This is a genomic window from Burkholderia sp. AW33-5 (genome assembly GCF_053427615.1).
On the sequence record NZ_JBSAXA010000007.1, the window covers coordinates 144,047 to 163,990 of the forward strand.

The window sequence follows — 19,944 nt, forward strand, 5'->3', positions numbered from 1 at the left end:
ATGGAAAAGAAAATTGCAATCGTTGGGATGGCTTGCCGCTTTCCCGGTGGGGTTGAGGGACCCGACGACTTCTGGCAACTGCTGCGTGACGAGCGCGATGCCGTGACCGCCATTCCGCCGGACCGGTTCGGCACGGCGTTCTATCGGCACCCGTCGAAACGGGAGCCGGGAAAGAGCTACACGTTCGCGGCGGGCGTCGTCGACGACGTCGCGGGCTTCGACGCCGAATTCTTCGGCATCTCGCCGCGCGAGGCGGCACAAATGGATCCGCAGCAGCGGTTGCTGCTCGAACTCGCGTGGGAGGCGTTCGAAGACGCAGGCGTGCGTCCGGCCGCGATGCGCGGACGCGACTGCGGCGTGTTCGTCGGCGTGGCGGGCATGGATTACGGCAACCGCAATATGGACGACATGAACACGATCGATCCGTATTCGGCAACCGGCAACACGCTCAGCATCGCGTCGAACCGCGTGTCTTACCTGTTCGACCTGCGCGGCCCGAGCATGTCGGTCGACACCGCTTGCTCGTCGTCGCTCGTCGCGCTGCATCAGGCGGTCCGCGCGTTGCAGTCCGGCGAGACGGCGATGGCGCTTGCCGGCGGGGTCAACCTGCTGCTGCATCCGTTCGGATTCGTCAGTTTTTCGAAGGCGTCGATGCTGTCGCCGCGCGGCCGCTGCCGCGCGTTCGACGCGACCGGCGACGGCTACGTGCGCGCCGAAGGCGGGGCGTTCGTGCTGCTCAAGCCGCTCGACCAGGCGTTGGCCGACGGCGATACGATCCACGCGGTCATCGCCGGATCGGGCGTGAATTCGGATGGCCATTCGCACGGCGGCATCAACGTGCCGGCAGCCGCGACGCAGGCGGACCTGCTGCGCGCCGTGTATCGGCGCGCGGGCATCGATCCGCGCACGCTCGCGTATCTCGAGGCGCACGGCACGGGCACTGCGGTCGGCGATCCGATCGAGGCGCGCGCGTTGATCGACGCGGTGTCGGGCGGCCGGCCGGAATCCGATCCGCTGCTGATCGGTTCGGTCAAGACCAATATCGGACACCTCGAAACGGCATCGGGCATGGCCGGTCTGCTGAAGGCAGTGCTGTGCCTGAAGCACCGCGCGGTGCCGCGTTCGCTGCATTTCGACACGCCCAACCCCGGCATCGATTTCGAAGGCGGCCGCTTGCGCGTGGTCGATCGGTTCACGCCGCTCGCGCGCGGCGATGCACCGCTGACCATCGGCATCAATTCGTTCGGCTTTGGCGGCACGAATGCGCACGTCGTCGTCACCGAAGCGGCTGCGCCGGCGCCAGTCGCGCAGTCGGCGGCACGGATCGATGCTCCGTTGCCGCCGCTCGTTCTTACCGCGCGGTCGCCGGCCGCGCTGGCAGCCGTCGCCGCACGCCATCTCGCGAGCCTGCAGTCGGGTGCCGACTGGGCCGCACTCGCGGCGGCCGCCGCACGGCGTCGCCAGTGGCTCGAGCATCGCGCGGTCGTCGCGCCGGCGGATCAGGCTGAAGGCCTGGCGGCGCTCGCCGCACTCGCGGAGCCGTCGGAGCACGGGTTGCCGACATGCGCCGTGCAGGGGCAGGCCATCGAAGGCGACGCGCCTGTCGCGTTCGTCTACGCGGGCAACGGCTGTCAATGGGCCGGGATGGGCAAGCGGCTCTATGCCGAGGATGCGGTGTTTCGCGCGGCGCTCGACGAAGTCGATGCGCTGTGGCGCGCGGACGGCAACGCATCGCTCGTCGACGTCATGTGCGAAGGTGTCGACGCTGAATGGCTCGCCGCGACCGAGAACGCGCAGCCGCTGCTGTTCGCGATGCAGGTCGGCATCACGCGTGTGCTGACCGCGCGCGGCATCCGCTTCGACGCGGCGGTCGGCCACAGTGTCGGCGAGATCGCGGCGGCCTGGGTGTCGGGCGCGCTCACGCTCGCCGAGGCGGTGCGCGTGATCCGGATTCGCAGCGGTGCCCAGGGCCTGACGCGCGGCGCGGGCAGGATGGCGGCGGCCGGCATCGGCGAAGCCGCGGCGCGCGACTGGATCGCGCGTCTCGATCTCGCCGCGGCCATTGAAATCGCGGGCACCAACAGCCCCGACTCGGTGACGCTCGCAGGTTCGCAAGCCGCGCTCGAAACAATCGGCGCGGCGCTCGCGGACGCCGGTCATTTCTATCAGATGCTCGGTCTCGATTACGCGTTCCACAGCAGCCGCATGGATGCGATCGAGCCCGTCGTACGCGACGGCCTGGCCGATCTCGCGCCGCGCGATACGCACACGCGATTCGTGTCGACGGTGACCGGCGACACGTTGCCGGGTACCGCGCTCGACGCGGGTTACTGGTGGCGCAACATTCGCGAGCCGGTTCGTTTCGGCGACGCCATTGCGCGCCTGGCCGACGACCGCGTGCGCGTGTTCGTCGAGATCGCGCCGCATTCGATCCTGCGCACTTACGTGAAGCAGACGCTTGCCGCACGTGTCGCGCCGGGCGTCGTCGTGCCGACGCTCAAGCGTCAGCACGACAGCGCGGACATGCTCGCCCATGCGATCCTGTCGGCGGTCGCGCAGGGGGCGCGCGTCGATCTCGACCGCCTCGTTCCCGATGTCCCGCACGCCGCGCTGCCGACTTATCCGTGGCAGCGCGAGCGTTACTGGCTCGTGCCGAGCGTCGAGGGCTACGGGCTCGTGAATCGTCGCGTCGATCATCCGCTGCTCGGCTATCGCCTGCACGAGCATGCGTTCGCGTGGGAGAACCAGCTCGATCCGCAGCGCGTGCCGATGCTCGCCGATCACGTGGTCGACGGCGGCGTCGCGTTCCCGGGCGCCGGTTATGTCGAAATGGCGCTCGCGGCGGCGCGCAGGTTCTTCGGCACACCGGATGCGGCCATCGAGAACGTCGAGATCCGCATGCCGGTCGTGTTCCAGCCGCAGCACGCGAAGTTGTTCCGGTTCGCGATCGACGTGCGCACCGCGTCGTTTACGATCGAGACACGCGACCGGATGTCGGACGGCCCGTGGAACCTGAACGTGACGGGGCGCCTGCTCGAAAGCGGCAATACGCTCGATGCGTGCAGCATGCCGGATGCGTCCGTCGTCACCCGTCTGCAGTCGCGTCCGGCGCTTTCCGGCGACGCGCTGTATGCGGGCACGACGGCGATCGGCCTCAGCTACGGGCCCGCGTTCCGGTGGGTGCGGTCGCTGCGCGTGTCGGGCGACGATGCGCTTGCCGAGCTCGATGTGCCGTCGGTTCTTGCCGATGAGCATGCGCGATCGGACTATCTGTTGCATCCGGCGCTGATGGACAGCGGCTTCCATCCGCTGTTCGCGGTGCTGGCGCAGGCCGGTGCCACGCCGGACGATGCGCATTCGGCGTTTGTCCCCGTGCAGATCGGTCGTGTCGATTTCCTGAGCGGCGAAGCGATTCGTCGCGTGCTGGCACGCATTCATCGCCGCAGCCCGCATTCGATCGTCGCGTCGTTCGAATTCATCGATGCAAACGGCAAGATCGTCGCGCGCCTTTCCGCGTGCCGCTTCCGTCGCGTCGATCTCGCCGGGCGCCGTCAAGGCGCGCCCGCGCGCTTTGCCTACGTGCTCGAGGCACGGCCGCTGCCGGCCGGTTACACGGCCGACGCGTTGCCGCCGCCGGGCGTGCTCGTCGAGCGTGCGAACGCGCATGTCATGGCGCGTGAGGACCTCGCGCGCCGCACGCAGCATCTGACCGAAACGTTGCCGCTGCTCGACGTGCTTGCCGGTCTGCATGCGCTCGACGCGCTGGATGCGCTCGGCGTGTTTGCCCAGCCGGCGCTGCTGACGAACACGCATCCTCAACAGGTCGCGCGACTGGCGGAAATCGTCGTCGAGGACGGGCTGGCGCGCTTCGAAGGCGATCGCCTGGTTCGCGACGACGAAGCCTGCGCGGCGATGCCCGCGCGTGACGCGCTGTGGCGCGACGTGCTGGCCGCATCGCCGGCCCATGTCGCCGAGTTGACGCTGCTGGCGCACGTCGGCGCGGCGCTGCCGCGCGTGCTGCGCGACACGTCGCCTGAGGGCGCGCTGCTGTCGTCGACCGGGCGCAGTCTGGTCGAGCAGTTCTTCGATGCATCGCCGACCTGGGCGCATGCGCGCGCGCTGCTCGCCGCCTGCGTGACGCAGGCCGTCGCGGCGTGGCCGGACGCACGCCGCTTGCGTGTCCTGGAGTTCGGTGCCGCGAGCGGCGACGTGTTGCAGCCGCTCGACGTGGATGTGCCGGCCGGTCGCTGCGAATACCTGCTGGCGGGTACGGCGCAGCAGCTCGCCGGGTTCGATGCGGAAGCGCATGCGCACGTACGGACGCTGGCGTTCGCGACCGACGCGCCGCTGTTCTCGCAATGCCGCGAAACGACGCCGTTCGACGTGGTGATCGTCAACCGGATGCTGGGCGATCATCCGGATCCGCTCGCCGCGCTGACGGCGATCGCCGAACGGCTCGCGCCGGGCGGGCTCGTCGTCATCGCCGATGCGCGCCGCAGCCGCTTCTCCGACATCGTGTTCGGCACGGCGGGTGGCGCGGGCGCTGCCTGCGCGTACGGCACGCTGGCGCCTGGCGCGATCGAGTCGATGTGCGAACGCGCCGGACTGGTCGACGCGGTGCGCGATACCGAACAAGGCCTCGATCTCGAGGGCATGCCGACGTTCGTCGTCGCGCGCAAGCCGGCTGCCCGCGAGCAGGCGGCCGGCACATCGCGGGACGAGGATCGAGCGCGCATGGTGCAGCGTGACGGCGCGCACTGGCTGATCGTGCAGGACGATGACGATGCGTTCGGCATCGCCCTGGCGGGCGAACTGGAGCGGCTGGGCTGCCGCGTCGAGTCGGCAGCGGTGCGTGACGCTGCGGCATGGTCGGCGCGTCAGTCGGCCGGGCAGCCGGCCCATGTCGTGTTCGTGGCGCCGCTTGCATCGCTCGACACCGCCGACGGTGCGGCCATGATGCGCGCGCAGCACGGTGGCGCGCTCGCGCTGGCATCGATCGTGCGCGATCTCGATGCCGCCGGCGCGACGGAGCGCGGGCGACTGTGTGTCGTGACGCGTGGCGGCGCGCCGTTCGCCGCAGGCACGTCGTCACACCCACACCCCGAGCATGGAACGTTGTGGGGTCTCGGCCGCGTGATCGCGAACGAGTATCCGACGCTGCCGCTCCGGTTGATCGACGTCGATCGCGCCGTCGAACAACCGGCATCGCAGCTTGCGATGGCGCTGCTCGGCGACGATGGCGAGGAAGAAGTGCTGCTTGCGCCGCGGGGCCGCTACGTGCCGCGCATGCTGCCGGCCGCGCAGGCGGCCGAGCGCGACGACGCGCCGTCGAGCGCATCGGATCGGGCGGGGGCGCGGCTCGCATTCGACACGCCGGGTTCGTTGCGCAACCTCGCATGGTTCGCGATGCCGGCACGCGATCTCGCCGCCGGCGAGGTCGAGATCGAGCCGATGGCGACGGGGCTCAATTTCCGCGACGTGATGTACGCGATGGGGCTACTGTCCGACGAAGCCGTCGAGACGGGCTTCGCGGGCGCGACGATCGGCATGGAAATGTCGGGACGCGTCGCGCGGGTCGGCGCGGACGTCGAAGGGTTTGCACCGGGCGACGCGGTGCTGGGTTTCGCGCCGGCATCGTTCGCGACGCGCGTGGTGACGCGCGCGACCGCGATCGCACGCAAGCCCGACACGATGTCGTTCGAGGAGGCCGCCACGGTTCCGACGACGTTCTTCACCGCGTACTACGCGTTGTGCGAACTGGCGCGACTGCGACGCGGAGAGCGCGTGCTCGTGCACGGCGGCGCGGGCGGGGTCGGCATCGCGGCGATCCAGATCGCGCGGCATCTCGGCGCGGAAGTCTTCGCCACTGCGGGCAGCGACGAGAAGCGCGAGTTCATTCGCCTGCTCGGCGTCGACCGCGTGTTCGATTCGCGCAGCCTCGCGTTCGCCGACGAGATCCGTGCGCGCACGCACGGCGAAGGCGTCGACGTCGTGCTCAATTCGCTCGCGGGCGAAGCGATGGTGCGAAGCATCGATACGCTGCGTCCGTTCGGCCGCTTCCTCGAACTCGGCAAGCGCGACTTCTACGAGAACAGCCAGATCGGCCTGCGGCCGTTCCGCAACAACATCAGCTATTTCGGCATCGACGCGGATCAACTGATGGGCGTGCTGCCGTCGCTGACGACGCGACTGTTCGAGGAAGTGATGAGCCTGTTCTCCACCGGCGTGCTGCATCCGTTGCCATACCGCGCGTTCCCGGCCGCACGTGCGGAGGAAGCATTCCGCTACATGCAGCAGGCGCGCCAGATCGGCAAGGTGCTGGTCACCTATCCGTCGGGCACGCCGGCGCCGACGCGTGGCGTCGCGGTGCCGACGCTGCGGCTCGACCCGCAGGCGGCATACCTGATCGTCGGTGGCACCGGCGGGCTGGGCTTCGCGACCGCGCGCCGGATGATCGAGCGCGGCGCGCGGCACCTGACGCTCGCGAGTCGCGGCGGCGCGTTGGGCGCGGCAATGCAGGCCGAAGTCGACCGCTGGCGAGACACGCTCGGCGCCGACGTGTCGGTCGCGCGATGCGACGTGACCGACGCCGCGGCGCTCGACCGCCTCGTCGACGAGATCGAGCGTCGCGGAACGCCGCTCAAGGGCGTGCTGCATTCGGCGATGCAGATCGACGACGGGCTGCTGCGCAACGTCGACGACGCACGCTTCGCAGCGGTGCTCGAACCGAAGGTGGCGGGCGCATGGAACCTGCATCGCGCGACGCAGCGTTGCACGCTCGATTTCTTCGTCGTGTATTCGTCGGCGACGACCTGTCTCGGCAACCCGGGGCAGGGTGCGTACGTCGCCGCCAACGGCTTTCTCGAAGCGCTGGTCGCGCATCGTCGCGCGGCCGGCCAGCCGGGCCTGTTCATGGCATGGGGGCCGATCGAGGACGTCGGCTTCCTGGCACGCAACGCCGGCACGCGCGAGGCGCTGCAGTCGCGGATCGGCGGTGCGTCGATCACGTCGGACGAAGCGATGGCCGCGCTCGAGCGCGCGCTTGCCCAAGGGACCGCCGGCGAAGCCGTCGTGCGCCTCGATTGGGGCGCCATCTCGCGCGGCATGCCGGCCGCGCACGCTCGCCGTTACACGGCGTTGCAGACGGGGGGAGCGGCCGAGACGTCGAGCGAGGATCGCGTGTTGCTGGAACAGTTGCGTGCGCTGCCGCCTGCCGAGGCGGTCGCGCTCGTCGAGACGGCGCTGCGCGGCCAGATCGCGCGGATTCTGCACATGTCGCCGGAGCGCGTCGATGCCGGCCGGTCGGTCCTCGATCTCGGGATGGATTCGCTGATGGGCATGGAGCTCGGCATGGCCGTCGAGGAGGCCTTCGGCGTCAAGCTGTCGATCATGGCGATCGCGGAAGGCGCGACGGTGCACACGCTGGCCGAGCGCATCGTCGAGTTGCTCGACGATCGGCACGGCGACGGAAAGGCCGCGGCATCGGACGAGCTGGCGCAAGCGCTGGTCGCGCGGCATGCATTGGGCGATGAGGCGCGGGCGACGCTCGCACGTCATCAGGATCACGAGAAAAACCAGGGGGCAGCAACATGCAAGTCGACGCCGGTGCATGCCGGGTGAAAGCACCGCAGGGGTGGCAGGCGAGCGAAGGCACGGTCGCCCGGCCGGTGACGATGACCGGACATGGTCTGCACACCGGCCGCCGGGTCCAGGTGCGGATCCTGCCCGCGACGCCGTCGGACGAACGGCACGGGATCGTGTTTCGCCGCATGCGCGGCGATCATCAACTGGGGATGCTTGCCGCCGGCCCGGCGGTGCGTCGCGCGCAGCCGCTCTGCACGATGCTGCGTGCCGACGACGGCATGGGCGTGCGTACGGTCGAGCACCTGCTTGCATCGCTGCTGACCTGCGAGATCGATCACGCGATCGTCGAACTCGATGCGGAAGAAGTGCCGATTCTCGACGGCAGCGCGCGGCCGTGGATCGACGCGATCGCGGCCGGCGGCCGTGCCGAACTGCGGCGTTCGAAGCGCTTTCTCCGGGTGCTGAAGCCGGTGAGCGTGGCCGATGGCGAGGGCGCGTCACGGCGCGAATTGCGCGTCGAGCCCGCCGAGCGATACGAATTCAGCGTGCGCGACGATCTCAAGGGGTTCGGCGACATGCAGTGGGACGGCGAGCTCACGCCGGGGACGTTCGCCAGCGAGATTTCGTCGTCGCGTTCGTACGGGCGGATCAAGTGGGCCGTGCCGGCGATCGCCGTCGGCTACCTGACGGGCACGCCGATCCTGCGCGGCGCGAGGCCGTCGTGCACGGCGTCGATCATCGGCAATCACGTGATCGGTGGACTGCGCGCGCCCGACGAATTCGTGCGTCACCGCGTGCTCGATCTCGTCGGCGATCTGGCGCTCTCGGGCTCGCCGCTGCTCGGGCGCGTCACCGCGCATCGCCCCACCCACGAAATGAATTACCGACTCCTCAGCGCGTTGCTCGGTACGCCCGACGCGTACGAATGGGTCGACGTATCCGCGTAACGCGGACGCAATGACGTAACGGACGGACTGCCCGGAACCCAAGACATGGCACTCGGAGAACACCTTCGCCAGCAACTGGCGGCGAAAGCCCTGAAACGGCAACTCGAGCGCGCGACGGAAGCCGCCGCGGCGCCCGGCGTGCCCGGTACGCCGGCGGCGCAGGCCGCGTCGGCGCGCAGCCGTTTCGAATCGATGCCGCAATATCAGCAGGTCAGGATCATGCGCGAGATGGGCGAGAAGCTGCGCGTCGACTCGCCGTTCTTCCGCGTGCACGATGGCGTTGCCGGCGCGACCACGCAGATCGGCGGTCGCGAATACGTGAACTTCGCGAACTACAACTACCTCGGTCTCGCCGGCGATCCGACCGTATCCGAGCGTGCGAAGGCCGCGATCGACCGCTATGGCACGTCGGCGTCCGCGAGCCGGATGGTCGCGGGCGAGCGTCCGGTGCAGCGCGACCTCGAGCGGGCGCTGGCCGCGTTCTACGAGACCGACGATTGCGTCGCGTTCGTGAGCGGCCACGCGACCAACGTGACCGTGATCGGCGCGCTGTTCGGCCCCGGTGACCTGATCGTCCACGACGCGCTCGCGCACAACAGCATCGTGCAGGGTGCGCAGCTGAGCGGTGCGAAACGGCTGAGCTTCGCGCACAACGACTGGCAGGCGCTCGACGAACTGCTGTCGCGCGTGCGTCGCGAATACCGGCACGTGCTGATCGCGATCGAGGGGCTGTACAGCATGGATGGCGACTTCCCGGACCTCCAGCGTTTCGTCGACGTGAAGACGCGCCACGGTGCGTTCCTGCTGGTCGACGAAGCGCATTCGCTCGGCGTGCTCGGCGCGACGGGCAAGGGCATCCGCGAACATTGCGCGGTCGCGCCCGACCAGGTCGACATGTGGATGGGCACGATGAGCAAGACGCTGGCCGGTTGCGGCGGCTTCATCGCCGGCTGTCAGCCGCTCGTGGACATGCTGCGCCATCTCGCGCCGGGCTTTCTCTATAGCGTCGGACTCGCGCCGACGCTGGCCGAAGCGTCGCTGGCCGCGCTCGAACGCCTGCAGGCTGAACCGGAGCGGGTTGCGCAACTGCAGGCGCGTGGGCGGCAGTTCCTGACCGAGGCACGCGCGGCGGGGCTGAACACCGGCACGAGCGCGGGGTATGCGGTCGTGCCGGTCATCACCGGAAGTTCGCTGAAAGCCGCGCAGTGGGCCAACGCGATGTTCGACGAAGGGATCAACGTGCAGCCGATCTTCTATCCGGCCGTCGAGGAGAAGGCCGCGCGCCTGCGGTTCTTCATCTGCTCGACGCACGAGCCCGGGCAGATCAGCCGGACGGTCGATGTGCTGGCCCGCCTGGCGGGGCGGGCGGCATGATGTCTGCCGCGGCGCTCGCGCCGTCCTTCGACGTGCCGCAAGCCGGTGCGTCGACGCCGTTTCGCGCCGCATGCGCGGACGATGCGGCGGCATGTGCGCCGCTCGTGTTTGCATCCGGCGTCGGCGAATTCGGTTTCTTCCTCGGTGAAAGCGACGCGCGCTGCATTGCGTTCCTGCAACAGGCGTTCCGGTCGCGTCACGGCCGGTTCTCGTGGCGCAGGCATCGGGTCGCGGTCGGCGCCGACGGCACCGTGCATGCCGTGATGGCCATCCATGACGGGCGTCGGACGATGTTCGACGACGTTCACGTCGTGTGGGCCCTGACGCGCTTTTTCGGCGTGCGCCGCACGATCGGTCAGCTGCTGCGCGGGCTGGTGCTCGAAACGGAGATTCCGGCGCCCAAGCGCGAGCAGATCCTGATTGCGCATTGCGCGACGGACGAGCGGCGGCGCGGCGCGGGCATCTTCACCGCACTGCTGCGCGACGCGCTCGAGAGCGGTGCGTTGCCGGACGACGACAGCCGTGACATCGTGCTCGACGTGCTGACCCGCAACGCGCGCGCCCGCGCGCTGTACGAGCGGCTCGGCTTCGTCGCGCTGACGCGGTCGCGTCAGCGCTCGCGAAAGTTGCCGGCCGAGCTCGATTCGGTACGCATGCGGCTCACGCGTCGCGGCTGACGGCGCGCATCACATCTCTTTCATGCACAGTTCGAGCGCGGCTTCCCAGTGCGGCGCGCACAAGCCGAAGTGCTCCGCCAGTTTTGCATTCGACATGCGGGAATTGGCCGGGCGCGACGCGGGCGTCGGATAAGCGCTGGCCGGAATGGGCGACAACGACGGCTTTTTCGACAGATTCGAAAGACGGAAGATCGCCTCGGCGAATCCATGCCATGAAGTTGAGCCGGCCGCACACAGGTGATAGACGCCCGAATGCGTGTTCCACCATTCGTGCTGTCCGTCCCGTTCGTTCATGGAGGCGCCAATCGCTTGCGCGGCGACGTTCGCGCTCAGCGCGGCGATCGTCTTCGACCAGGTTGGCGCACCGATCTGGTCCGCGACGATTTTCAGTTCGTCACGCTCGGCGCCGAGGCGCAGCATGGTCAACAGAAAGTTCTTGCCGCGCGTGCCGTACACCCAACTCGTACGGAAAATCAGGTGCGCGCATCCCGATGCCGCGATCGCCTGCTCGCCGGCGAGTTTGGTCGCGCCGTACACGTTTTGCGGATCGACCGGATCGTCCTCGATGTACGGGCCGTTCTTCGTCCCGGCAAACACGTAGTCCGTCGAGTAATGAATCAGCGCCGCGCCGATGCGCTTCGCTTCTTCTGCGAGCACGGCCGGTGCCTCCGCATTCAGGCGCGTGGCCAACGCGATGTCGTTCTGCGCCTGATCCACGGCCGTATAGGCGGCCGGGTTGACGATGATGTCCGGCCCGACGTTGCGCACGACGTCGCGCACCTGATCAAGGCGCGACAATTCGAGCTCCCCACGATCGAGCGCGACCACCTTGCCGAGACCCTGCAGGCTGCGCGCCAGTTCGAATCCCACCTGGCCATTGATGCCGGTGAGCAGGATGGTCCGTTGCTCGGGCGATTTTTTCTGTCCCACGGCGCCGCTCACTCGTAGTGCTCGGCTTCGGCGAGCCGCTTGCCAGCCGCATCCTTGGCCGCGAGCACCGGCTCGCCGTCGAGCGGCCAATCGATGCCGATCTCCGGGTCGTTCCACAGCAAGCTGCGCTCGTGCTCCGGGAACCAGTAGTCGGTGGTCTTGTAGAGGAATTGCGCCGTCTCCGACAGCACCACGAAGCCGTGCGCGAAGCCGGGGGGCACCCAGAGCTGGCGATGGTTGTCGGCCGACAGTGTCACGCCGGCCCATTTGCCGAAATTCGGCGAACTGCGCCGGATGTCGACCGCGACGTCGAACACCTCGCCCTCGACCACGCGCACGAGTTTTCCTTGCGCGTGCTCGATCTGGTAGTGGAGCCCGCGCAGCACGCCTTTTACGGAGCGCGAGTGGTTGTCCTGGACGAACTCGACGTCAGCCTCGACGAGCGCAGCGAATTCCCGCGCGTTGAAGCTCTCGTAGAAATAGCCGCGCGCATCGCCGAATACCTTCGGCTCGACGATCTTGACTTCGGGGAGCGCCGTAGCAGTTACCGTGATGGCCATGCAACCTGGTCCGTAAGAATGTTCAGCAAATATTTGCCGTAGCCGTTTTTCGACAGCGGCTGCGCGAGCTTCTGCACCTGCTCGGCATCGATCCAGTGCCGGCGGTACGCGATCTCCTCGGGGCAGGCGACGACCAGGCCTTGCCGCTTCTGCAGCGTCGCGATGAAGCTCGCGGCCTCGATCAGCGAATCGTGGGTTCCGGTGTCGAGCCATGCATAACCGCGCCCCATGATCTCGACGTTCAACGCACCGTCCGCGAGATAGCGGGAATTGACGTCGGTGATTTCGAGCTCGCCGCGCGGCGACGGCTCGATGTCGGCGGCGATGTCGCACACGCGGTTGTCGTAGAAGTAGAGACCGGTCACGGCGTAGTTCGAACGCGGCTTGACAGGCTTCTCTTCGATCGATACGGCACGGAAGTCCTGATCGAATTCGACGACGCCGTAACGTTCCGGATCATGCACGTGATAGGCGAACACCGTCGCGCCCGCGTCTTGCGCGTCTGCGTGCTCGAGCTGTTTGGCGAGGTCATGACCATAGAAGATGTTGTCGCCAAGGATGAGCGCCGACGGATCGTTGCCCACGAATTCGCGACCGATGATGAAGGCCTGTGCAAGGCCGTCGGGCGACGGCTGCACCGCATACCGGATGTTCATCCCCCACTGGCCGCCGTCGCCGAGCATGGCTTCGAAGCGTGGGGTGTCCTGCGGTGTCGAGATGATCAGGACGTCGCGAATGCCCGCGACCATCAGCGTCGAGAGCGGGTAATAGATCATCGGCTTGTCGTAGACCGGAAGCAGTTGCTTCGAGACCGCATGCGTGATCGGATAGAGCCGTGTGCCGGAACCGCCGGCGAGAATGATGCCCTTGCGCGCCATGTCCGTTCCTCTTACGCGCGGTGCGCGTAGTTCGTTGCGACCCACTTCCGGTAGTCGCCCGAAGCGACTTCGTCGACCCATTCCTGATGGTCCAGATACCAGCGCACCGTTTTCGCGAGACCGGTTTCGAACGTTTCGGCGGGCTTCCAGCCGAGTTCGCGCTCGAGCTTGCGGGCGTCGATCGCATAGCGGCGATCGTGGCCCGGCCGGTCGGTCACGTAAGTGATCTGGTCGCGATACGAACCCGCCGATTTCGGTCGCAGTTCGTCGAGCAGGTCGCACAGCGTGTGCACGACCTCGAGATTCGTTTTCTCGTTCCAGCCGCCGACGTTGTACGTCTCGCCGGTCTGGCCGCGCGCGAGTACCTCGCGGATCGCACTGCAGTGATCGCCCACATACAGCCAGTCTCGAACATTCTGGCCGTCGCCGTACACGGGCAACGGCTTGCCGGCGAGCGCGTTGGCGATCATCAGCGGAATGAGTTTCTCGGGGAACTGGTACGGGCCGTAGTTGTTCGAGCAGTTCGTGGTGAGCGTGGGCAGGCCGTAAGTATGCTGATATGCGCGCACGAGATGGTCGGAACCGGCCTTGGTCGCCGAATAGGGGCTGTTCGGTGCGTACGGAGTCGTTTCGGAGAATTGCGGATCGGCAGGCGACAGCGAACCGAATACTTCGTCCGTGGAAACGTGCAGAAAGCGAAATGCGGCCTTGTCCGTCTCTGGCAGCATATTCCAGTATTGGCGTGCTGCTTCGAGCAGCGTAAATGTTCCGACGACATTGGTCTGAACAAAATCCGCCGGCCCGTGAATCGAGCGATCGACATGGCTTTCCGCAGCGAAATGCAGGACTGCGCGAGGCTTGTATTCGGCGAACAATGCATCGAGCGCCGCTCGGTCGCAAATATCGGCCTGCGCGAACACGTGCTTCGGGTTTCCGTGCAACGCCTTTAATGTTCCGAGATTGCCCGCATAGGTCAATTTGTCGACGTTCAGAACCGATTCGTCAGATTGACGCAGCCAATCCAGCACAAAATTGGCCCCGATAAAGCCGGCGCCACCTGTAACCAATATCATGTAGCCTCTTTTTTATGTTAATGGCAGTGAATCCTGCCTTGCTCTCGTTCGTGCGCGTAGCCCTCGATTGACGCTGGACGAGGAATTGCCAAGAAATCATGCGGCCGGGACAGATCTGGGGCTGGGTTGCACGCATATTCTAGGGTATTCCTTCGAGGCGGCGCATGTATCAACCGGACAGTCTGCTTTGAAAGACTATTAATTCTCTATACCGCGGGACTCAGATGGTGACGGTCGTGGGCGGTATATCTCGGTTTCCCGTGTGCTTGCGCGGGATTCATCAGACGTCTATCACACGCAAACATTTGCGGAAAACAGCGGCAAGACGAGTGCACGCAGAAGTCGGCACCGAATGCAGTGATGGTCTTTTGGATACTAAAAATCGATGGCAACTATATCATGCGCGATTCGATCCGTGCGAATCGGTCGTTTTATATCGGGATTTGGAGTCGCAATATTTTGCTTTACTGTCATGGTGGGGCGCCGCGGCCATTGACGTTCCTGTCGTATTACTCGTTAAATACGGTTCGATTCGGACTCATTTCCCCGCTGCGGCGGGGAATTTAGACGCGCTTCAACCTACTTGTGCCGCGGATTGAACGGCCGCTGCTGCACATCCGCCCCATGCGCGACGATCGCCGTGCTTTCGGGCACTTCCTCCCATGCGCCGCGCAGGTCGACGAGCGGTTCCGACACGACCATGAACGCATCGTCGCCCGCTTCGACGATGCGCGGATTGTGTGGGTAAAGTTCGTGCAGATGCTTGAACGACGTGCTGTGAAACAGCGAGCGCGATTGCCGTTCGCTCGAGTAGCGCACCGCGATGATCCGGTCGCCGTCCGTCGCGCAGATCGTCATGTTGAGCGGCTCGGCGACGCGGTAGCGCGCGGCTGTGTCCTCGATCACGCCGACCATGCGTTCGAGCGCCGGCAGCGGCATCTGCTCGAGGCCGTAGGTCAACGCGAGACGGAACATCACCTCGGAGTCGGTCGACCCTTCGAGCGTAGCGAACAGCGCCGGGTCGACCTTCATCGTCAGGTCGCGGCGCAGCTTGTGGAAATCGCGGATCAGCCCGTTGTGCGCGAACAGCCAGCGGCCATGGCGGAACGGGTGACAGTTGGTTTCCTGGACGGGCGTGTCGGTTGCGGCACGGATGTGCGCGATGAACATCCGCGAGCGGATCGCGCGCGCGGCTTCGCGCAGGTTGCGGTCGTTCCATGCGGGATGCACGGAGCGGTAGCGGAACGGCAGTTCATCGGGGCGGCCGTACCAGCCGATGCCGAATCCGTCGCCGTTGGTGGTCGTGGCGCCCAGTTCCGAATGCAAGCTCTGGTCGATCAGCGAATGCTTCGCGCGAAACAGTACGGTCTCGAGATGGATCGGATTACCCGTATAGGCGAGCCAGCGGCACATGGAGCGCTCCTTCGCGATGAATCCTCTCGCGCATGGTAGCCGACTTCGCGGCGCCGCTATACGCGGCTGCCGCGCGCTCGCCGGTTGGCGGACTGCGCCGGGCGATCGTCGATGAACGTCGATGAAGGATGCGGCGGGTGCCGCATCCTTCGTGCACGCGTCAGTCGCCGAGCGCGTCCATCACGCGGGCGGAGTAGACGAGCGCCGCGCCCGCATTCAGCGCGATCGCGACGCCGAGCGCTTCGGCCACTTCCTCTTTGGTCGCGCCATGCTTCGCGGCTTCCGCCGTGTGCACGGCGATACAGCCGTCGCAGCGCGTCGTGACGGCCACCGCGAGCGCGATCAGTTCGCGCGTCTTCGCGTCGAGGTGGCCCGTCTTGGCACCGGCGCCGGACAGCGCCTTGTAGCCGGCCAGCGTGTCGGGCGAGAGCTTCGCGATTTCGCCGATGCGCGTCGTGAGTTCCTTCCGGTATTCGTTCCAGTTCAGCATGATGCGTCCTTTCGAGAAGAAGTGGATCGGGCGGCGGATGCCGCGATCTCGGGCGATGCAGCACTTATTCTGATCGCCTATGCTGAGGGTTTCGATACGCTAGAGTGTCAATTTTTAGCGCAAACGTCTCATGGACGCGTTGAGTCAATTGTTGTCGCTGGGTCGCAGTCATGTCGAACTCGACGTGCGCTGCCTGCTCGATGGCCCGTTCGCGATGCCGCACGATCCGTTGCCGCCCGGCGAGGCGGCGTTTCACCTGCTGCTGTCCGGTACGTGCCAGCTGCGCATGGCCGACGGGCGCACGCTGCGGCTGTCCGACGGCGATTTCGTGCTGTTGCCGGCGGGGGACGCGCACGACTTGTCCGATGTCGAGGGCGGCGGTGTGCGGTCGGCCGCGTCGCTGCGCGAACCAGGCGTGGCCGGCGGTGCAGTGCTGCCGGTCAAGTCGAATCGCGATCCCGCGGCCTTGGCCGATGCAAGTGTCGACCTGCTTTGCGGGCGCTTCATCTACGCGCGTGGTGCCGGTGATTTGTTGATGCGCACGCTGCCGCGCGTGCTGCATGTCGGGCTGCGCGAGGCGTCGGGGCCTGCGTCGCTGCAACTGCTGACGAGCGTGCTGCGCGCGGAGGCATCGAACGCGCAGCCGGGTGCGCGTGCAATCGTGAATGCGCTCGGACAGGCGCTGCTCGCCTACGCGTTGCGCGCGTACGGCCGCGATGCGCGCGTGCCGGCCGGCTGGCTCGCGTTGGCCGCCGACGCGCGGCTCGGCCCGTCGGTCCAGGCCGTGCTGCAGGCGCCGGCGCAATCGTGGACGGTCGAGTCGCTCGGTGCGGCATCCGCGATGTCGCGTGCGACCTATGCGCGGCATTTCCGAGCGAAGGCGGGGATGAGCGTCGGCGCATTCGTCGCGCGGATCCGGATGATGCATGCATGCGCGCTGCTTCAGGATACGCAGCGCGGCCAGGCGGAAATCGGGCAGGCGGTCGGTTATCAGTCGGAGGCGGCGTTCGGCAAGGCGTTTCGCGCCGTGCTCGGCACGACGCCGGGGCGCTGGCGGCGCGCGCAGCGCGGCACGTGAGGTTGCCCGCGGGATCGTCGTGCTCGACGACGAACCGTTGGCGAAAAAAACGAGGAGGGGAGAAGTGTCTGCCTGGGGTGGCGCACACCCGCTCGCGAGGCAACGACAATGAAGAAGGGGCTTCCGGTTTCCCGGAAGCCCCTTCTTGACATCTTGGTAGGCCGTGCGTGACTCGAACACGCGACCAACGGATTAAAAGTCCGCTGCTCTACCAACTGAGCTAACGACCCAAAGAGCAAAAAATTATAGCGGCGGATCGCTGGTCTGTCAACAACCCGTCACCATGATTTATTTGATGCTTTCGATCTTGCCCTGTGCCGTCTGCGCAGCGTTCGATCCGGCGTATTGCGACACGACCTGCTCGAACGTCTTCTTCGCGGCCGCCTTCTGGCCTTGCTCGAGCTGGTTCGTACCGATCGCGACGAGCGCGTCGGCCGCGCGCGGATGCTGCGGATACTTGCTCACGATCGCTTGCCACGTCGCGGTCGAGCCGCGGTAGTCGCGTAGCGCGTATTGCGCGTTGCCAAGCCAGTACTGTGCGGTCGGCTGGTACGGGCTTTGCGGATACTTCGCGATGAAACTGCGAAACGACGCGGCGGCAGCCTTGAAGTTGCCGTTGCGGAATTGCTGCTGCGCCGCGCTGAGCGCATCCGTTTCACCCGGCTGCACGGTGCCTTCGACACCATCGATCGTCGCCTGTTGCGGCTCGAACTTCTTGAGCCGCGTGTCGAGATCCTGGTAGTACTCCTTCTGCTGCCGCTCGAGCGTCGTCAGCCGGTTCGTCAGATCTTCGTTCTCGCCGCGCAGCGTCGCGACCTGTTGGTTCAACTGGTCGATACGGCCGGATTGATCGAGGATCGTACGCTGGGCGGCCGACAACTGGCTGGACAGGTTGTCGCTCTTGCTGCGCAGATCGAGCACGGCGCGGCGCGCCTCGTTGTCGTCGAACATGCCGGCGTGCGCCGGCGCGGCCGACCACGCCGCGCCGACGACGCAGATTGCTGCGGTGATCCGCAGCCAGGATACACGGTGCGTCATACGGCAACTCTTCCGTTACTTACTGTTGGTAGACGAGGTCGGCGCGACGGTTCTGCGCCCACGATGCTTCGTCGTGACCCGATGCTTGCGGCTTTTCCTTGCCGAGGCTCACGGCTTCCATCTGCGAGTCGTTCACGCCGAGCAGTGCCATCGCGCGGCGGACAGCCTCCGCACGCTTCTGGCCCAGCGCGAGGTTGTACTCGCTCGTGCCGCGTTCGTCGGTGTTGCCCTGGATCAGCACGTGGCGCTGCGGGTGGCTCTTCAGGTACTGCGTGTGTTGCTGCAGCAGCGGCTGGTATTCGTCCTTCACCGAATAGCTGTCGAAGTCGAAGTAGATGCTGCGCTTCGCGAGCGGGCTGTTCGGGTCGTTCAGCGGATCGACGTTCACTTGTGCGACGTTGTCGGCGCTCGGTTGCGTGCTCATCGCGCCCGCGTTGGCCTTGTCGTCGAGCTTCACGCCCGACTTACACGCTGCGAGCGCGCTGATCATCATCACGGCCAGGGCCAGACGAGCTTTGTTCGACATCATGGTTACTCTCCTTGTGGTCATTGCATGAAGGGCCCCCACGACGGCTCACGAACGGAGCCGCCCTGGACGGACAGGATCTGCGGCGGCGCGCTGCCGTCGGAGGGCACTGCTGCCAGCACGTTGCGACCACCCGACTGGGTAGCGTAAAGAAGGTACTGGCCGTTTGCCGCGAAGCTCGGCGATTCGTCGCGATTGGTATTCGTGATGGCGTTCGCCGCGCCGGTTTGCAGATCCTGAACGTACAGCTTGAACCCCCCACCCGTGCGGGAGATGTAGGCGAGCAGCTTGCCGTCCGGGCTGATGCGCGGGCTGGTGTTGTAGCTGCCGGTGAAGGTCACGCGTTGCGCGGAGCCGGCGCTTTCGCCTTGCGCGGGCATCCGATAGATCTGCGGCGCGCCGCCGCGATCGCTCGTGAAATAGATCCAGCGGCCGTCCGGCGAGTAGAACGGTTCGGTATCGATCGAGCTGCTCTGCGTGAGCCGGCGCAGACCGCCGCCGTTCGCATTGACCGTATAGATTTGCGTATTGCCCGTCAGCGACAGCGCAACGGCCAGCGTGTTGCTGTCCGGCGACCACGCCGGCGCACTGTTGTTGCCCTTCTGGTCGGAGACGATGTAGCGGCGGCCGGTCGGCAGGTCGTGGATGTAGACGATCGGCTTCTTGCGCTCGAACGATACGTACGCGACCTTCGTGCCGTTTGGCGACCAGGCCGGCGAGATGATCGGCTCGGTGCTCGACAGCGCGATGCGTGCGTTCTGGCCGTCCGAGTCCGAGATCTGCAGCTGATACCGGTTGCCCGTCTTGATCACGTACGACAGACGCGTGGCGAACACGCCGCGCACGCCGAGCAATTTCTGGTAGATGTAGTCGGCGATCTTGTGGCCGGCCGTGCGCAGCGAGGTGTCCGTCGCCGTCAGCGACAGGCCGCCGAGGCTTTGCTGCTTCACGGTGTCGTACAGGATGAAGTTCACCTTGTACTGGCCGTTGGCTTCGCGGTTCACGCTGCCGGCGACGAACGCGTTCGCGCCCTTGGCCTTCCATGCGCCGAGATCGACCGATGCGGTCTCGGGCACGGGCGTGCTGCCCGCGTCGATATTGGTGAATTTGCCGCTGCGGGCGAGGTCGGCGCGGACGATCGACGTGACCTGCTGCGGCAGGCCCGCCTCGTTCGCGAAGTTCGCGGTGGCAATGGGGAACTGGGTCGAACCGACGCCGGTGATCAGCACGTTGACCTGCGCGTTAGCGGCGCCGCCGGCCGCAATCAGACACGAGGCCACGAGTGCCCTGAAACCTAGTTTCGTCATCAAACTCATGCTTCTTGCTTCCCATGTGACTTGGATCGCTGCGCAACCGCAGAGACAGTAAAAATACCC

Annotated in this window: 14 protein-coding genes and 1 tRNA gene; 5 read left to right on the plus strand and 10 right to left on the minus strand. The window is 66.5% G+C overall.

Going from position 1 to position 19,944, the window contains the following annotated elements:
- Genes ACV22V_RS14655 through ACV22V_RS14670 form a run of 4 tightly spaced genes read left to right on the plus strand, consistent with a single transcriptional unit; the run spans window position 1 to window position 10,582 of the window.
- Window positions 1-7,620 carry an SDR family NAD(P)-dependent oxidoreductase gene (locus tag ACV22V_RS14655; protein WP_448014336.1) on the plus strand — a complete coding sequence of 2,540 codons (7,620 nt, stop codon included), beginning with the start codon at window positions 1-3 and terminating at the stop codon, window positions 7,618-7,620.
- The gene (locus tag ACV22V_RS14660) at window positions 7,617-8,531 is read left to right on the plus strand and encodes a UDP-3-O-acyl N-acetylglycosamine deacetylase (protein ID WP_448014424.1); all 915 of its coding nucleotides are present in this window, start codon (window positions 7,617-7,619) and stop codon (window positions 8,529-8,531) included. The genes ACV22V_RS14655 and ACV22V_RS14660 overlap by 4 nt, the downstream gene beginning before the upstream one ends.
- Before the next feature lie 45 nt (window positions 8,532-8,576).
- Window positions 8,577-9,905: an aminotransferase class I/II-fold pyridoxal phosphate-dependent enzyme gene (locus tag ACV22V_RS14665; RefSeq protein WP_223963294.1), complete on the plus strand. Its 1,329-nt coding sequence runs from the start codon at window positions 8,577-8,579 to the stop codon at window positions 9,903-9,905.
- Window positions 9,905-10,582 (plus strand): GNAT family N-acetyltransferase, encoded by a 678-nt coding sequence (locus ACV22V_RS14670; protein WP_448014425.1) that lies wholly within the window; start codon window positions 9,905-9,907, stop codon window positions 10,580-10,582. The genes ACV22V_RS14665 and ACV22V_RS14670 overlap by 1 nt, the downstream gene beginning before the upstream one ends.
- Window positions 10,583-10,591: 9 nt before the next feature.
- On the opposite strand, the gene rfbD is transcribed toward ACV22V_RS14670, so the two are convergent.
- The 6 genes from rfbD to ACV22V_RS14700 all read right to left on the minus strand — a co-directional run bounded on the left by rfbD (window position 10,592) and on the right by ACV22V_RS14700 (window position 15,926).
- Window positions 10,592-11,512 carry a dTDP-4-dehydrorhamnose reductase gene (rfbD, locus tag ACV22V_RS14675; protein WP_448014426.1) on the minus strand — a complete coding sequence of 307 codons (921 nt, stop codon included), beginning with the start codon at window positions 11,510-11,512 and terminating at the stop codon, window positions 10,592-10,594.
- A gap of 8 nt (window positions 11,513-11,520) precedes the next feature.
- Window positions 11,521-12,072 (minus strand): dTDP-4-dehydrorhamnose 3,5-epimerase, encoded by a 552-nt coding sequence (gene rfbC / locus ACV22V_RS14680; RefSeq protein ID WP_059689017.1) that lies wholly within the window; start codon window positions 12,070-12,072, stop codon window positions 11,521-11,523.
- On the minus strand, window positions 12,057-12,950 hold the full coding sequence (gene rfbA / locus ACV22V_RS14685; protein WP_448014337.1) for a glucose-1-phosphate thymidylyltransferase RfbA: 894 nt from the start codon (window positions 12,948-12,950) through the stop codon (window positions 12,057-12,059). Before rfbA ends, rfbC begins: the two co-directional genes overlap by 16 nt.
- A gap of 11 nt (window positions 12,951-12,961) precedes the next feature.
- A complete protein-coding gene (gene rfbB / locus ACV22V_RS14690) occupies window positions 12,962-14,023 on the minus strand; it encodes a dTDP-glucose 4,6-dehydratase (RefSeq protein WP_059700648.1) in 1,062 nt (353 codons plus the stop codon).
- 579 nt (window positions 14,024-14,602) lie between these two features.
- Window positions 14,603-15,436, minus strand: a complete 834-nt coding sequence (locus tag ACV22V_RS14695; protein ID WP_059689014.1) for a class II glutamine amidotransferase — start codon at window positions 15,434-15,436, stop codon at window positions 14,603-14,605.
- A gap of 160 nt (window positions 15,437-15,596) precedes the next feature.
- The gene (locus ACV22V_RS14700; protein ID WP_059474721.1) at window positions 15,597-15,926 is read right to left on the minus strand and encodes a carboxymuconolactone decarboxylase family protein; all 330 of its coding nucleotides are present in this window, start codon (window positions 15,924-15,926) and stop codon (window positions 15,597-15,599) included.
- 130 nt (window positions 15,927-16,056) lie between these two features.
- Here ACV22V_RS14700 and ACV22V_RS14705 point away from each other — a divergent pair, with 130 nt between their 5' ends.
- A complete protein-coding gene (locus tag ACV22V_RS14705) occupies window positions 16,057-17,004 on the plus strand; it encodes a cupin domain-containing protein (RefSeq protein ID WP_448014338.1) in 948 nt (315 codons plus the stop codon).
- 154 nt (window positions 17,005-17,158) lie between these two features.
- Here ACV22V_RS14705 and ACV22V_RS14710 read toward each other — a convergent pair.
- The 4 genes from ACV22V_RS14710 to tolB all read right to left on the minus strand — a co-directional run bounded on the left by ACV22V_RS14710 (window position 17,159) and on the right by tolB (window position 19,884).
- A tRNA-Lys gene (locus tag ACV22V_RS14710) sits at window positions 17,159-17,234 on the minus strand.
- Between the two features lie 58 nt (window positions 17,235-17,292).
- The gene (ybgF, locus tag ACV22V_RS14715; RefSeq protein ID WP_059535482.1) at window positions 17,293-18,042 is read right to left on the minus strand and encodes a tol-pal system protein YbgF; all 750 of its coding nucleotides are present in this window, start codon (window positions 18,040-18,042) and stop codon (window positions 17,293-17,295) included.
- 19 nt (window positions 18,043-18,061) lie between these two features.
- Window positions 18,062-18,571 carry a peptidoglycan-associated lipoprotein Pal gene (gene pal, locus ACV22V_RS14720; RefSeq protein ID WP_059535484.1) on the minus strand — a complete coding sequence of 170 codons (510 nt, stop codon included), beginning with the start codon at window positions 18,569-18,571 and terminating at the stop codon, window positions 18,062-18,064.
- Window positions 18,572-18,588: 17 nt separating this feature from the next.
- A complete protein-coding gene (gene tolB, locus ACV22V_RS14725) occupies window positions 18,589-19,884 on the minus strand; it encodes a Tol-Pal system beta propeller repeat protein TolB (protein ID WP_448014340.1) in 1,296 nt (431 codons plus the stop codon).
- Between the last annotated feature and the right edge of the window lie 60 nt (window positions 19,885-19,944).

Excerpts from the sequence above, each read along its gene's own strand:
- ACV22V_RS14655 (WP_448014336.1), top strand. The coding sequence starts at position 1 with ATGGAAAAGAAAATTGCAATCGTTGGGATGGCTTGCCGCTTTCCCGGT.
- ACV22V_RS14665 (WP_223963294.1), top strand. The coding sequence starts at position 8,577 with ATGGCACTCGGAGAACACCTTCGCCAGCAACTGGCGGCGAAAGCCCTG.
- ACV22V_RS14670 (WP_448014425.1), top strand. The coding sequence starts at position 9,905 with ATGTCTGCCGCGGCGCTCGCGCCGTCCTTCGACGTGCCGCAAGCCGGT.
- rfbC (WP_059689017.1), bottom strand. The coding sequence starts at position 12,072 with ATGGCCATCACGGTAACTGCTACGGCGCTCCCCGAAGTCAAGATCGTC.
- rfbA (WP_448014337.1), bottom strand. The coding sequence starts at position 12,950 with ATGGCGCGCAAGGGCATCATTCTCGCCGGCGGTTCCGGCACACGGCTC.
- rfbB (WP_059700648.1), bottom strand. The coding sequence starts at position 14,023 with ATGATATTGGTTACAGGTGGCGCCGGCTTTATCGGGGCCAATTTTGTG.
- ACV22V_RS14695 (WP_059689014.1), bottom strand. The coding sequence starts at position 15,436 with ATGTGCCGCTGGCTCGCCTATACGGGTAATCCGATCCATCTCGAGACC.
- ACV22V_RS14700 (WP_059474721.1), bottom strand. The coding sequence starts at position 15,926 with ATGCTGAACTGGAACGAATACCGGAAGGAACTCACGACGCGCATCGGC.
- ACV22V_RS14705 (WP_448014338.1), top strand. The coding sequence starts at position 16,057 with ATGGACGCGTTGAGTCAATTGTTGTCGCTGGGTCGCAGTCATGTCGAA.
- ybgF (WP_059535482.1), bottom strand. The coding sequence starts at position 18,042 with ATGACGCACCGTGTATCCTGGCTGCGGATCACCGCAGCAATCTGCGTC.
- pal (WP_059535484.1), bottom strand. The coding sequence starts at position 18,571 with ATGATGTCGAACAAAGCTCGTCTGGCCCTGGCCGTGATGATGATCAGC.
- tolB (WP_448014340.1), bottom strand. The coding sequence starts at position 19,884 with ATGAGTTTGATGACGAAACTAGGTTTCAGGGCACTCGTGGCCTCGTGT.